We start from the raw sequence: 13,009 nt of genomic DNA on the forward strand, positions 1-13,009 counted from the left end.
AAATATTAGCAACAAAAAAGCCTTGCTAGAAAATTAGCAAGGCTTTGTAATATATTTTAGGGTAACTAGGAGTTCATTGAAGAAATAATAAACTCTTTAAATTCTTTTGATATAGGGATTAACTTATCATTAATCATAACATCTTTGGAGTTCACAGCACCAATATGATCTACATTAACAATGTAAGATTTGTGAGCTCTATAAAACTTGTCTCTAGGTAGTTTTTCTAAATAATCTTTTAGTGGTGATCTAACTAGGAATTTTTTATCTGCAGTGTTTACTTCTAGGTATACGTTATCAGCTTTTATAAACTGTATATCTGTAAAGTTTATTCTGTAATATAAATGCTGCTTTTTAACAAAAATAGAATCCTTTAATACAGAATTGGACATTGGCTTTTCTACATCATCCTCTGTAAGACCTTGTTTATCTAAATAATTAAAGTTAGATAATGCAATTTCTATTGACGTATATAAATCTTGTTGCTCAAAAGGTTTTACTAAATAACCATTTGGCTTAACAACTTTTGCCTTTTCTACTGTAGCTCTATCAGAGTTAGATGTTACAAAAATAAATGGTATGTTATAGTTGTCTCTAATATGCTTACCTAAATCTATACCGGTTTTGTCTGATGCTAGTATGATATCTATAAGAACTAAATCTACCTCTGTTGTTCTTAATACTTCTTCCGCTTGCTCGTATACAATTACGTTACCAACTATTTCATAGCCAATTTCTTCTAGCATAGATTGCATATCATCTGCTATAATAACGTTATCTTCTACAATTAATATTTTTATGGGTTTTTCCAATTCTGTTGGTTTTATAATGGACTTTATCTATGCTAATTTACAAAAAATTATTAAAACTAAAATAAAACAAAATAGCGAATAAAAAACTGCTTAAGGCTACTATTTTGAGTTCTGGATCCATTGTTGATGAATCCTTCATTTTTAAAACTTTTATAAAGTGTTTAGCAATAGGGATATAAGCTAATATCCACAGAAAGTTTAAAAAATTTGTATAATTATATACCGTAAAATACAATACGCATATAAAGCTAGTTATAAGTATTGAATAATGGTATCTTTTTCCGTTTAAAAAACCCATTTTAACTACAATCGTGTTTTTTCCTGAGTTTTTATCAGAAACAATATCTCTTAAATTATTTAAGTTAAGTACAGCTACACTTAGCAACCCTATGGTAACTGCCGGTAAAATAGTTATTATATACAAAGACTTTGTAAGCAAAAACATAGAACCAAGTACACTTACAAGTCCAAAAAAGATAAATACAAAAACATCTCCTAGACCTCTGTAGCCGTAGGCAGATTTACCAACAGTGTATTTTATTGATGCCCAAACAGCAAAAACTCCTAGTAAAAAAAATATTCCTATATAAATAAGGCTATCTGTAGTAAAAGCAGATAATACTAATGCTATTATTAAAAAAAGACTAATTACAATAGCAACTATAATTCCTTTTTTAAGTTCCTTACGGCTAAGTATACCACTTTGCAAGGCACGTTTTGGACCTATTCTGTCTTCATTATCTGTGCCTTTTACGCCATCTCCATAATCATTAGCAAAATTAGATGTTACCTGTAAGGCAACAGTAGTTAAAAGTGCTAATACAAAAATGGTAATATTGGCAAAACCATAAAAACTAGCTAAAGCATAACCAACAATAATTCCGGAAATAGATAATGGTAAGGTTCTTAACCTGGCTGCATTTACCCAAGCTTTTAATTTCATTCTTAGTTAGGATTCTCTATTTTTAGTCTTTTGCCATCTTTATATGAAGCAACAAAAGCATCTTCAAAACCCATTTTTACAAGCTGTAACCTAAAAGTTCTTGCTTCTTCAATAGTTTCAAAATTTCCAATAGAATATGTATAAAAAGGGTTATTCTTTACAAATAATGTATTTGCTAAAGAGTTAGATACTAATGTAACATTGTTGTCTACAAATGTTTTTACTTGTACAGAATAAATTGTTTGTTTTTCTAGAATATTACGAGCTAAATAAAAATCATTAACAAAGTTTAATTCTTCGTTTTGCTCCTTTAGGTTATTTATACGAGATTTAATAACATCTAAACTATCTATAGAAACTAAAATATTATTATTCTCTTCTGTATTAAAAGCTCTTGCTCTTGTAGATAAACCTGCTGAAAAAGAAGTAAACACCAAAGTACCAAGAAAAAATACAGCCGCAATTACACCTAAGACATTACGCTGCCTTCTCTTCCTCTTTAATTCTTTATTTTTATATTTAATTTGATCTAATAAACGTTCGTTCATTAATTGAGCCTTATCAATATCTTTGTGTAGCTCTAATAAATCTACTTCTTCAATAAATGGCATATTTTAAATTTACAGGTTGGTTAATGTTTGCTTATAGTTATATGGTCTATGCAATTTAACGTTTTTTAAACTAAAATAAAATATTGTAGTATTTAATTTAAGGCACAATATTACTATTGTAAGTTTAATTTTACAAACTAACTCCTAATTATTTAAATCAAGTATATTCCGTCTGGTTTAATTTCTATTCTACGTTCTCTGTACAATGTTCCAATTCCTTTTTTAAAGGCCTTTTTACTTAGCTGTAGTTCTCTTTTTATATCTTCAGGATCAGACTTATCATGCAAGCCTAAAAAGCCTCCATTATCCTTTAATTTTTCGTAAATAGTATTAGCCGTTGGCTCTAAAATTAAATGCCCTAGAGGTTGTAGAGAAACATCAATTTTATTGTCTGGTCGTATGTTTTTAATATATCCTATTTGTTTATCGCCAATTGCTATATCTTTAAATACTTCATTAGCATACACCAAACCTTTATGCAGGTTATTAATTATTACTTCCCAACCAAGATCGGTTTTACGAGTAAATAATACATTTACCTCATCATTATTCTCTACAGTTAACTCTTCGTTAGATAAAAACTTATCTAATTTATTAGATGCAACCAACCTATCTGTTTGTTCATCTAAATAACAATAAACAATGTACCATTGATTGTCTACCATTTTAGTTCGTTGTTCTCTAAATGGCACTAATAAATGCTTCTCTAGTCCCCATTCCATAAAAGCACCAAAGTTATTAACCTCAGCTACACGCAACAAATGAAAATCATTACGAATAATGTATGGTTTTAATGTTGTTGCAATAGGTCTCTCATCATAATCTAAATAGCAGAATACAGTAAGCATATCTCCTATTTCAAAATTCTCTGGTACATATTTATTTGGTAACAAAACATCGTTACCGTCTGTATCTCCTAAAAACAAACCAACACTGGTATCTCTTAATATTTCTAAAGAGTTGTATTTTCCTAATTCCATCTTACTATTATATGCTACAAAAGTACAGTAAAAAAAAGAGGCTACCTTACTTAGGTAGCCTCTTTTACATAATTTATTAAAATCTATTTATTGTAAACAGACTCCTTTTTAAAATGTTGTGCTAATTTGTAATACACAACAGCTCTATGTTTGTTTCTGTTAGAAGCACCGTATTTATCCATAACAGCTTTAATACCTTCCATTAACTTAGGATCATCACTCATCCCTAACTTTTTCATTAAAAAGTTTTTCTTCACTGTTTCTAATTCTTTTTCATCTGAACCAGATACTTTAGAAGAATCTTTATTATAAATAGACGGACCTAAACCAATAGTTACTTTTGTTAATAAATCCATATCTGCAGTTTCTCCAAATTTATCTTTTAAATCCGCTGCATACTTTGTAATTAAATCATCTCTTTGACTCATAATTTTAATGTTCTTTTGTATAGTTAATGTTAATAATGCTTCTAAGATATAAAATCAAAATAACTAAGCAAAATTTTATTGTTTATTATTCTAGGTGTTTTCACCTCTAATAATTTTGCTTTATCAGATTCATTGTAAAAATCTTCTAAATGTTGCTTTAACGTTTCTTCGTCCTCAGCCAACTTATAATCAACACCATACATAGTACACAAATTAGAAATTTCTAAATTATGAGCGGTTTCAAAATATGTTTTATAATTTTCTGTTTCTTCTTGCCCTGGTAGAATCCTAAAAATACCTCCACCACTATTATTTATTACAATTATTCTAAAATTAGGTTTTACATAATTGTTCCAAAGTGCATTGCTATCATACAAAAAGCTTAAATCTCCTGTAACCAGTAACGTTGGCTTTTTGTTATAGATTGATGCACCTACGGCTGTAGACGTACAACCATCTATACCACTAGTTCCTCTATTACAATATACTTTTAGCGTATTTTTTAAAGGAAATAACTGCGCATACCTTACCGTAGAGCTATTAGATAAATGTACTTGGTACCCATCTGGTATGCTTGGTAATATGTTTGAAAAAGCTAGCATATCAGAAAACTCAATAGTCTTTAAGTAAGCATTACGCTTTTCTTCATAATTCTCTTTTACTTTAGACCATTTAGCAAAGTACGTACTATCTACAAACTTTGTCTTGTCTAAAAAAGTATTAAAAAACGTATTTGTGTCTACTTTAAAGTGATGAGACAAACTAAAGAATGTATTGTATGCCTTTTTACCATCTATATGCCAATGGTGTTTAGGCTTATAATTGCGTAAAAAATGTTTTATTTTTTTTGATACTACTAACCCGCCAAAGGTTAATAACACATCTGGTCTTAGTGCAGAAAATAACTCTTCTTTATTCTCAGATTTTTCAATAGGAGCTAAAATGCTATCTATACTATTAAAAAATGTTGGATGGTGTATGTTAGATGTTGTTTCTGTAAATACAATTACAGATTCATCTTCTGCCAATTCATCTAAAAACTGCTGTTCTACTACATTTGGCTTATTAACACCTACTAAAATCATTTTTCTAGTAGAAGTATTCCATATAGAAGCAAAATCATCTAACCTAGAACAAGTTTTTGGCATAACATCTTCTTCTTCCTTTACTGTAGGATATACACAACTATGCTCCTCTGTATTATACAAAGGCTCCTCTAAGGGCACATTAATATGTACTGGAGCAAACTCCTGCATAGCATAATCTATAGCATTTTCTAACTCAACGCCATTGTAAATATTAATATTTTTTTGTTGCTCTTCTATTGTTTTTTTAGAAGACAATATAGACTGTCCAAATTTCTCAACTGTTTCAGTAGCATGGGAAACATCCTGCTTTAAATTGGCTTGGTAACCAATATGGTTTTTAAAAGCATCCTCTTGCCGTATTGTTTGTCCGTCTCCTATGTCTATTCTATAACTTGGCCTATCTGCAGAAATTACAAGTAAAGGAATATCACTATAATAAGCCTCTGCTACTGCTGGGTAATAGTTAAGCATAGCACTACCAGAAGTACACACTACAGCTACAATTTTACCCGTATTTTGTGCAATACCTAGTGCAAAAAAAGCAGCACAACGCTCATCTACTACACTATAACACTTAAAATACGGATCTTCTGTAAACCCAATAGTTAATGGTGCATTTCTAGAACCTGGTGATATTACAATATCTTTAACCCCTTTAGCCTTACAATGCAGTATTACAGATTGGGCAGTAGGTATGCTAGAGTATCTCAAATTATAAGAATATTTATTAGTAATTTAATTATGCAAAAGTACATCCTAAAGCATAGTTTACCCAATTATTTTAAAATAATACGCAACATAGTACCACTTTTAGCAACAGTTTCTTCCCATTCCTTTTCTGGGTTAGACCCAATGGTAATACCACCACCTACGTATACTTTAACGGCGTCATTAGTAAGTTCTGCACAGCGTAGATTAACGTATAAATTACTAACCTTAGTTATAGCTGAATATGCTCTGTTTTCTATATTTCGCTTTGTTTTTGCCCTATATTGCTCTTTACTAAAGTTTAGTTCTCCTAAAAAACCAGTATAAAAACTTCTTTTATAACTTTCGTTTTCTAATATAAAGTCTTTAGCTTTTTGCTTAGGCAAACCACAAGTAGCTGGCGTAGGATGTAGTGCTTCTAAAATATCTTTTAAATTGTTTTGCATTACTCCCGTTATTTTGGTGCGTAAATGCCATAATTTGCCTGCTCTTACAGATGCTACTTCTGTAGCTTTTAAATTAGTTACTTTATCTGCCAGTTCTTTTTTAATAAACTGCGTAACAACATCCTGCTCATTATATTCTTTTTCTCCCCAAACTGGCTCCTGTCCTTTTTTATATACTTGAGTACCTGCTAAAGACGAAGTCTCTAAACGCTGGTTATTTGTTTTTAGCAATACTTCTGGTGTTGCCCCCAACCACATTCCTACTTTAGGATGATACCACAAATAACAAAACGCAGTATTATAAGTAGCCAATAACTCTTTAAATAACTGTAAAGGCTCTTTTTTACTTGGTTCTTTTATACTGCGAGACAAAACAACTTTTGTTAACAATCCTTCTGAAATTGCAGCTACGCCACTTTTTACAAGTGCAATATGTGCTTCTTTTTCTTTTTGGGTTGATGAAATAACTACATCACCATCTACAGTAGAAGTTGTTTGTTCTTCTACAATGTAGTTTGATGTTATAACAGTTGTGTTAGGTATTATGATTGATGCCGTAGTACTATCAAACGGAGCAAATACAAAACCAGACTCCTGATAGTCTTTTACGTGGTGTAATACAGTATCTTGCTGTAAAACAGCTGTAACTACAGCTTCATTTGGTTTTCTGTAAACTACAAAAGGCTTTTGGTTATTAAGCTGCGCTTGTAATTGCTCAAAAAAATGATTCATTTAATTACTTTTTTCTTGGTAAAGAAATAGTTGTTAACTTACATAAAGATACCAATTCTTCAGCATCATTAGTAACTCTAATTTCCCATAGCTGCGTAGTTCTTCCTCTATGTATAATACTAGCTTTAGCATACACATTACCATCCTTAACGCTCTTAACGTGGTTTGCAGTAATTTCTAAACCACGTACAAAATATTCTTTTCCATCTAAAAAAATATAAGACGCTGCACTACCAACACTTTCTGCTAATGCTGCTGTTGCTCCGCCATGTAAAATACCATCTGGTTGATATACCTTTGGTGTTACTGGCATTTTAGCAACTAAAAAATTCTCACCAACTTCTACATACTCTATATCTAATGTTTCCATTAGCGTATTCTTAGAGTTTTCATTACAAATACGTAGTATTTTTTCTTGAAATTCGTTCATCTTCTATTTTTTTGTAAAAATAACCAATCCAAATACAACAAAAGCCATAACTTTAAATTTTGATTTTTATACCTATACAAACAATAGTTTATGCAGCTTACAGAAAAAGAAGTAACTTATACTACAACTAACTCTTACGCTACTCTTAATACCTTAACCAAGGATACTAAAAACGTATGGCTTGTATGTCACGGAATTGGTTATTTAAGTAAATATTTTCTACGTTACTTTAAAGAACTTAATACCAAAGAAAATTACATAATTGCACCACAAGCACCATCTAAATATTACTTAAACAATAAGTTTACCCATATTGGCGCAAGTTGGCTTACTAGAGAAAATACCGTTGCAGAAACAAAAAATATTATAACATATTTAAACACCGTTTACAAAACAGAAAACATCCCTGAACATACTAATTTTATAGTATTAGGGTATTCCCAAGGAGTATCTGTTGTTACAAGATGGTTAGCTCAGGAAAAAATTAAATGCAACCACTTTGTGTTATATGCTGGTACTGTGCCAAAAGAACTCTCTAAAGAAGACTTTACTTACCTAAGTGATAATAAAACAAAAACTACTTATATAGTGGGTGATGAAGATGCTTATTTTGATGATGATCGCAAGCAGTTAGAAAAAATAAGAATTAAAAACATTATAGACCCTAACACCAACTTTATAACTTTTAAAGGAGTACACGAAGTAAAAAAAGAAATAATAAATTCTTTAGTAGAATAAACGATTCACATAGAATCATATACACCTAGACTTATCAACTTTTCACTAAAATGATTAATTAAATTTTTAGTAGAGTTAATACTCATCGCAGTAGTTTCTTTATCATTAAAATACCTACTTTCACCATACTCTTCAGTATTAATAACTTCTAGTAACTCTCTTTCTTTTTTCAACAAAATAGATAATCTAGTTTCTGCAATCTTAACTAACAAGTATATCATCTCAATTAAATTTGAAAACTTAATATTATATGAGTTCTCTTGATCAAAACAAACTAAATTATAAACATCTTGGTTATCTGAAGAATTCTCTTCTTTACATAAGTCTTCTAAAATTATTCCAGTATTTTTAATCTGTTTATAGAATCTAAACTTATATAAAACTACAATTTTGTTATAAATGTCTAATTTAAAATTATATAACTCCATTTAAACACAAAAAAATATCTTAATACATAAAATTATTGCTTAACAGTTTTCTCTTCAGTAGATATTTCTTCTTCTGGATAATACTCTATCTTACGTGTAGTATACGTATTGTCTGGTGATATTACCTGTTTAATCCAGTTTCCTTTATCACCGTCAAACTGGTGCATATAGGTTATTTCTTTAGTTGTTTTACCTTTTGTTACTGTTATCTTATCTATAACTAGTTCTTCTGGCTTGTAGGTGTAAGTTTCTTTTTTATCAAAAACAAATTTAGACTCTGTAGCATCTGGCACAAAGTAATCTTTATAAATAATAGTACCATTTTCTTTACTAACTACTTCCTCTGCCTTTAAAGGTTTGCCATCTAAGAATTGCTTGGTTAAAACCGTTTTTATTTTTTCGTTTTTTGTATTTGTCTTGTATGATTCTCTAACAGATTTTAAAATTTTTCCGTTTAAGTAAAATGCTTGTTCTTTTTCGTTATCTGTGGTAGTGTACTTTATTGTGGTTTCATCTACCTCTTCATTATTAATACGCTTAATTACTATTAATTTGTCATCAGCATCAAACTCATACTCATACTGGTCTAAAAACTTTTTACTATATGTAAGTATCTTCTCTGTAATATGTTTGTTATTGGTAGTATCTATTTTAAGAATATGAGCTATAGATGTGCTTTTATCAAAAACACCATCTCTATAGTTTTCTAGACGTTTTTCTAAAATCTCGTTGTTCTTGTACCTGTAGTATGTTATACTGTAATCTTGGTCTGTATAACGTGTAATGGACTTATTTAACTTTCCATCCTTATTAAAGTAAAATTCCTCTTTACCGTACTTAGTAATTACGGTACTCTTTTTAACATTGCCAACTAAATTAAAATCTGCTTTTGTAAAAATACGTAACTCTTGTGCGCCTATAGAAAAAGGCAATAGAAAAATAGCTAATAAGTACAGATGGTGTTTGGTTAACGTCATACTCCAAAATTAGGCTATTTATTAGTTATAAAAAATTAAATAGAAGGTAAAACATTACTTTTAATTACTAAAAAACCCACTAAAAATTAATTTAGTGGGTTTTTATATGGTAAGTTAAAAATGTTACTTTACTTCTTCAAAGTCTACATCTTCTACATCATCACCTTCTTTTGCTTCTGCACCAGCATCTGGTCCTGGAGCTGCACCGCCTTGAGCTTCTGCTTGGGCTTTGTACATTTCTTCAGAAGCACCTTTCCAAGCTTCATTAATTTTATCTAAAGCCGGAGTAATAACTGCTAAGTCTTTAGTTTCGTAAGCTTTCTTTAATTCTTCTAAAGCTTCTTCTACTGGTTTCTTATTGTTATCAGAGATTTTATCTCCAAACTCTTTTAATTGCTTTTCTGTTTGGAAAATCATTCCGTCTGCTTCATTTAATTTATCAGCAGTTTCTTTAGCTTTCTTATCTGCTTCTGCATTAGCTTCAGCTTCAGCTTTCATTTTCTTGATTTCTTCTTCAGTTAAACCAGAAGAAGCTTCAATTCTAATGTCTTGCGTCTTGTTAGTAGCTTTATCTGTAGCAGATACTTTAATAATACCGTTAGCATCAATATCAAAAGTTACTTCAATTTGCGGAGTACCTCTTTGTGCTGGTGGAATACCATCTAAATGAAAACGACCTATTGTCTTGTTATCATTAGCCATTGGACGCTCACCTTGTAAAACGTGTATTTCTACAGATGGCTGATTGTCTGCTGCCGTAGAGAACACTTGAGACTTTTTAGTTGGTATTGTAGTGTTAGCTTCTATTAACTTAGTCATTACACTACCCATAGTTTCTATACCTAAAGATAATGGTGTAACATCTAATAATAATACATCTTTAACATCACCAGTTAATACACCACCTTGGATAGCTGCACCTACTGCAACAACCTCATCTGGGTTAACACCTTTTGATGGTTTTTTACCAAAGAATTTCTCAACAGCTTCTACTACTGCAGGAATACGTGTAGAACCACCTACTAAAATAATCTCATCAATATCACTCTTAGATAAACCTGCAGATTTTAATGCAGACTCACAAGGAGCTATTGTTCTTTTTACTAAATCATCAATTAACTGATTAAATTTAGCTAACGTTAACGTACGTACCAAGTGCTTAGGACCAGAAGCCGTAGCTGTTACGTATGGTAAATTAATTTCTGTTTGTGCAGAAGAAGATAATTCAATTTTAGCTTTTTCAGCAGCTTCACGTAAACGTTGTAATGCCATAGCATCTTCACGTAAGTCTATGCTTTCTTCGCTTTTAAATTCATCAGCTAACCAATCAATAATTTTTTGGTCAACATCATCACCACCTAAGTGTGTATCTCCGTCTGTAGATAATACTTCAAAAACACCATCACCTAATTCTAATATAGATACATCATGTGTACCACCACCAAAATCAAATACTACTATTTTCTGGTCAGTATCTTTTTTATCCATACCGTATGCTAAAGAAGCAGCAGTAGGTTCGTTAATAATACGCTCTACTGTTAAACCAGCAATTTCACCAGCTTCTTTTGTAGCTTGTCTTTGCGCATCATTAAAGTATGCAGGAACTGTAATTACAGCTCTAGAAACATCTTGTCCTAAGTAATCCTCTGCTGTTTTCTTCATTTTCTGAAGAATCATTGCAGATAATTCTTGTGGAGAATATAAACGACCATCTATATCAACTCTAGGTGTATCGTTATCTCCCTTTACTACGTTATAAGGTACTCTATCTGCTTCTTTATTAGACTCAGAGTATTTGTTACCCATAAAACGTTTAATAGAATATATGGTTTTAGTAGGATTTGTAACCGCTTGCCTTTTAGCAGGGTCACCAACCTTAATTTCTCCACCTTCTACAAATGCAATCACAGATGGTGTTGTTCTTTTACCCTCTGCATTTGGAATCACAACCGCTTCATTTCCTTCCATTACAGAAACACAAGAATTGGTTGTTCCTAAATCTATACCAATAATTTTACTCATATTATATTACTTAAATAATTAGCGTTTATATTTTTTAATTTTGATAATACAATGACAAACAATATGCCAAGCAAACAAAATATGACAAGGTGGCAGTACACATTTTTCATTTTATTTTAATACTTTTATTTTGGCTGATGACACACAACCACTATAAATAAACAAATACCACAAAAAGGTTTAATATATGATTCCAAAATGTATATTTGTCCGCAGTAATAAAACGTTTTCGTAAATGGAATGTATCAGTGTTTTTGATATGCTTAAAATTGGTGTGGGACCATCTAGTTCGCACACACTTGGACCTTGGAGAGCTGCAGAGCGTTTTCTGCAAGAACTACAAGAGATTCACTCTATAAATAGTGTTAAAACTATACACACAGAATTGTATGGTTCTTTATCCTTAACTGGTAAAGGTCATGCAACAGATTTAGCCGTAATGCTAGGCCTTTCTGGTGAAGACCCCGTAACTATGCAAGTGCAGAATATAGGGACTATTATAAATACTATAAAAGAAACCAGCAAATTATTGCTTCTTGGCAAATATGCCATTACATATAATATTACAGAACATATTGTTTTTTTAAAAACATCTTTGCCATTTCATGCAAATGGTATTAAATTTTCTGCCACTTTGGACAATGGTAGTACTTATGAAGACACTTTTTACTCTATTGGTGGTGGTTTTGTTGTAAAAGAAGAAAGAGTACACGCTAAAGAAAACATACAAGTATTTAAAACTTTTCCGCATCCAGTAAATTCTGGTGTTGCTCTATTAGAACATTGTAAAGCTGGTAACAAAACAATATCTGAAATTGTTTTAGAGAACGAGCTATCATTACGTACACCGGAACAAGTAGATACCGATTTAAAAGCTGTCTGGGACACAATGTTAGAGTGTATGCATATTGGCTGCCATACTCAAGGTACTTTACCTGGCGGATTAAATGTACGTAGACGTGCTTTTGATATGCACGAAAAACTTAAAGGAGAACTATCTTATAACTCTCCTGAAGAATGGTTACAAACCATACGTAAAACTGAAGTTAAATTTAGACAAATATTAAAATGGGTTAGTTGTTTTGCATTAAGTGTAAACGAAGTTAACGCATCTCTTGGCCGTGTTGTTACTGCACCAACTAATGGTAGCGCTGGTGTTATACCTGCGGTATTAATGTATTATATGGTAATAGAAAATCACGAAGCAGATTTTAATCACATTAAAAAGTTTTTACTAGTTGCTGGTGAAATTGGTAGTTTATTTAAAAAAGGAGCTACTATTTCTGCTGCTATGGGCGGTTGCCAAGCAGAAATTGGAGTGTCATCTGCAATGGCAGCTGGTGCTTTAACTGAATTACTTGGTGGTACCCCAGAACAGGTTTTAATGGCCGCAGAAATTGCTATGGAACATCATTTAGGCTTAACTTGTGACCCTATTGGTGGTTTGGTACAAGTACCGTGTATAGAACGCAACTCTATGGGAGCTATTAAAGCTATAAATGCTGCAGAATTAGCATTAGATTCTGACCCTGCAAACGCTAAGGTCCCAATAGACAAGGTAATCAACACTATGTGGGAAACCGCAAAGGATATGAATTCTAAATACAAAGAAACATCTACAGGCGGTTTAGCTGTTGGTGTATTTTTAAGTGATTGTTAAATAATA

13 protein-coding genes are annotated in these 13,009 nt (G+C 31.3%); 2 read left to right on the forward strand and 11 right to left on the reverse strand.

Features of this window, described 5'->3' with window-relative positions; translation table 11 throughout:
• Positions 1 to 65: 65 nt before the first annotated feature.
• The 8 genes from AX016_RS13925 to AX016_RS13960 all read right to left on the reverse strand — a co-directional run bounded on the left by AX016_RS13925 (position 66) and on the right by AX016_RS13960 (position 7,178).
• On the reverse strand, positions 66 to 812 hold the full coding sequence (locus tag AX016_RS13925) for a LytR/AlgR family response regulator transcription factor (RefSeq protein ID WP_100896187.1): 747 nt from the start codon (positions 810 to 812) through the stop codon (positions 66 to 68).
• A gap of 37 nt (positions 813 to 849) precedes the next feature.
• Complete coding sequence (gene menA, locus AX016_RS13930; protein WP_100896188.1) at positions 850 to 1,755, reverse strand: 1,4-dihydroxy-2-naphthoate octaprenyltransferase; 906 nt, start codon at positions 1,753 to 1,755, stop codon at positions 850 to 852.
• 2 nt (positions 1,756 to 1,757) lie between these two features.
• A complete protein-coding gene (locus tag AX016_RS13935; RefSeq protein ID WP_100896189.1) occupies positions 1,758 to 2,366 on the reverse strand; it encodes an SPOR domain-containing protein in 609 nt (202 codons plus the stop codon).
• 152 nt (positions 2,367 to 2,518) lie between these two features.
• Positions 2,519 to 3,346: a CvfB family protein gene (locus AX016_RS13940; protein WP_100896190.1), complete on the reverse strand. Its 828-nt coding sequence runs from the start codon at positions 3,344 to 3,346 to the stop codon at positions 2,519 to 2,521.
• 83 nt (positions 3,347 to 3,429) lie between these two features.
• Positions 3,430 to 3,774 carry a DUF2853 family protein gene (locus tag AX016_RS13945; protein WP_100896191.1) on the reverse strand — a complete coding sequence of 115 codons (345 nt, stop codon included), beginning with the start codon at positions 3,772 to 3,774 and terminating at the stop codon, positions 3,430 to 3,432.
• 41 nt (positions 3,775 to 3,815) lie between these two features.
• A complete protein-coding gene (menD, locus tag AX016_RS13950; RefSeq protein WP_100896192.1) occupies positions 3,816 to 5,573 on the reverse strand; it encodes a 2-succinyl-5-enolpyruvyl-6-hydroxy-3-cyclohexene-1-carboxylic-acid synthase in 1,758 nt (585 codons plus the stop codon).
• Between the two features lie 65 nt (positions 5,574 to 5,638).
• The gene (locus AX016_RS13955) at positions 5,639 to 6,748 is read right to left on the reverse strand and encodes a chorismate-binding protein (RefSeq protein WP_100896193.1); all 1,110 of its coding nucleotides are present in this window, start codon (positions 6,746 to 6,748) and stop codon (positions 5,639 to 5,641) included.
• A 4-nt stretch (positions 6,749 to 6,752) separates the two neighbouring features.
• Complete coding sequence (locus tag AX016_RS13960; RefSeq protein ID WP_100896194.1) at positions 6,753 to 7,178, reverse strand: PaaI family thioesterase; 426 nt, start codon at positions 7,176 to 7,178, stop codon at positions 6,753 to 6,755.
• Between the two features lie 90 nt (positions 7,179 to 7,268).
• Between AX016_RS13960 and AX016_RS13965 the strand changes: the two genes are divergently transcribed.
• Positions 7,269 to 7,916: an alpha/beta hydrolase gene (locus tag AX016_RS13965; protein ID WP_100896195.1), complete on the forward strand. Its 648-nt coding sequence runs from the start codon at positions 7,269 to 7,271 to the stop codon at positions 7,914 to 7,916.
• 5 nt (positions 7,917 to 7,921) lie between these two features.
• Here AX016_RS13965 and AX016_RS17225 read toward each other — a convergent pair whose 3' ends face one another.
• From AX016_RS17225 to dnaK, 3 genes are all read right to left on the reverse strand, one after another.
• On the reverse strand, positions 7,922 to 8,137 hold the full coding sequence (locus AX016_RS17225; RefSeq protein WP_157811136.1) for a hypothetical protein: 216 nt from the start codon (positions 8,135 to 8,137) through the stop codon (positions 7,922 to 7,924).
• Positions 8,138 to 8,376: 239 nt separating this feature from the next.
• Positions 8,377 to 9,321 carry a hypothetical protein gene (locus tag AX016_RS13975; RefSeq protein ID WP_100896197.1) on the reverse strand — a complete coding sequence of 315 codons (945 nt, stop codon included), beginning with the start codon at positions 9,319 to 9,321 and terminating at the stop codon, positions 8,377 to 8,379.
• Between the two features lie 123 nt (positions 9,322 to 9,444).
• Positions 9,445 to 11,343 (reverse strand): molecular chaperone DnaK, encoded by a 1,899-nt coding sequence (gene dnaK / locus AX016_RS13980; RefSeq protein WP_100896198.1) that lies wholly within the window; start codon positions 11,341 to 11,343, stop codon positions 9,445 to 9,447.
• Between the two features lie 235 nt (positions 11,344 to 11,578).
• Here dnaK and AX016_RS13985 point away from each other — a divergent pair, with 235 nt between their 5' ends.
• A complete protein-coding gene (locus tag AX016_RS13985; protein WP_100896199.1) occupies positions 11,579 to 13,003 on the forward strand; it encodes an L-serine ammonia-lyase in 1,425 nt (474 codons plus the stop codon).
• Positions 13,004 to 13,009 lie beyond the last annotated feature (6 nt).

Origin of the sequence: Cellulophaga sp. RHA19, from assembly GCF_002813425.1 — a bacterium.
Taxonomy (GTDB): Bacteria; Bacteroidota; Bacteroidia; order Flavobacteriales; family Flavobacteriaceae; genus Cellulophaga.

Bases quoted from the DNA above. Each gene is read 5' to 3' on its own strand.
- AX016_RS17225 (WP_157811136.1), bottom strand. From the start codon at position 8,137: ATGATATACTTGTTAGTTAAGATTGCAGAAACTAGATTATCTATTTTG.
- AX016_RS13960 (WP_100896194.1), bottom strand. From the start codon at position 7,178: ATGAACGAATTTCAAGAAAAAATACTACGTATTTGTAATGAAAACTCT.
- AX016_RS13965 (WP_100896195.1), top strand. From the start codon at position 7,269: ATGCAGCTTACAGAAAAAGAAGTAACTTATACTACAACTAACTCTTAC.
- AX016_RS13940 (WP_100896190.1), bottom strand. From the start codon at position 3,346: ATGGAATTAGGAAAATACAACTCTTTAGAAATATTAAGAGATACCAGT.
- AX016_RS13975 (WP_100896197.1), bottom strand. From the start codon at position 9,321: ATGACGTTAACCAAACACCATCTGTACTTATTAGCTATTTTTCTATTG.
- AX016_RS13935 (WP_100896189.1), bottom strand. From the start codon at position 2,366: ATGCCATTTATTGAAGAAGTAGATTTATTAGAGCTACACAAAGATATT.
- AX016_RS13945 (WP_100896191.1), bottom strand. From the start codon at position 3,774: ATGAGTCAAAGAGATGATTTAATTACAAAGTATGCAGCGGATTTAAAA.
- dnaK (WP_100896198.1), bottom strand. From the start codon at position 11,343: ATGAGTAAAATTATTGGTATAGATTTAGGAACAACCAATTCTTGTGTT.
- menA (WP_100896188.1), bottom strand. From the start codon at position 1,755: ATGAAATTAAAAGCTTGGGTAAATGCAGCCAGGTTAAGAACCTTACCA.
- AX016_RS13955 (WP_100896193.1), bottom strand. From the start codon at position 6,748: ATGAATCATTTTTTTGAGCAATTACAAGCGCAGCTTAATAACCAAAAG.
- AX016_RS13985 (WP_100896199.1), top strand. From the start codon at position 11,579: ATGGAATGTATCAGTGTTTTTGATATGCTTAAAATTGGTGTGGGACCA.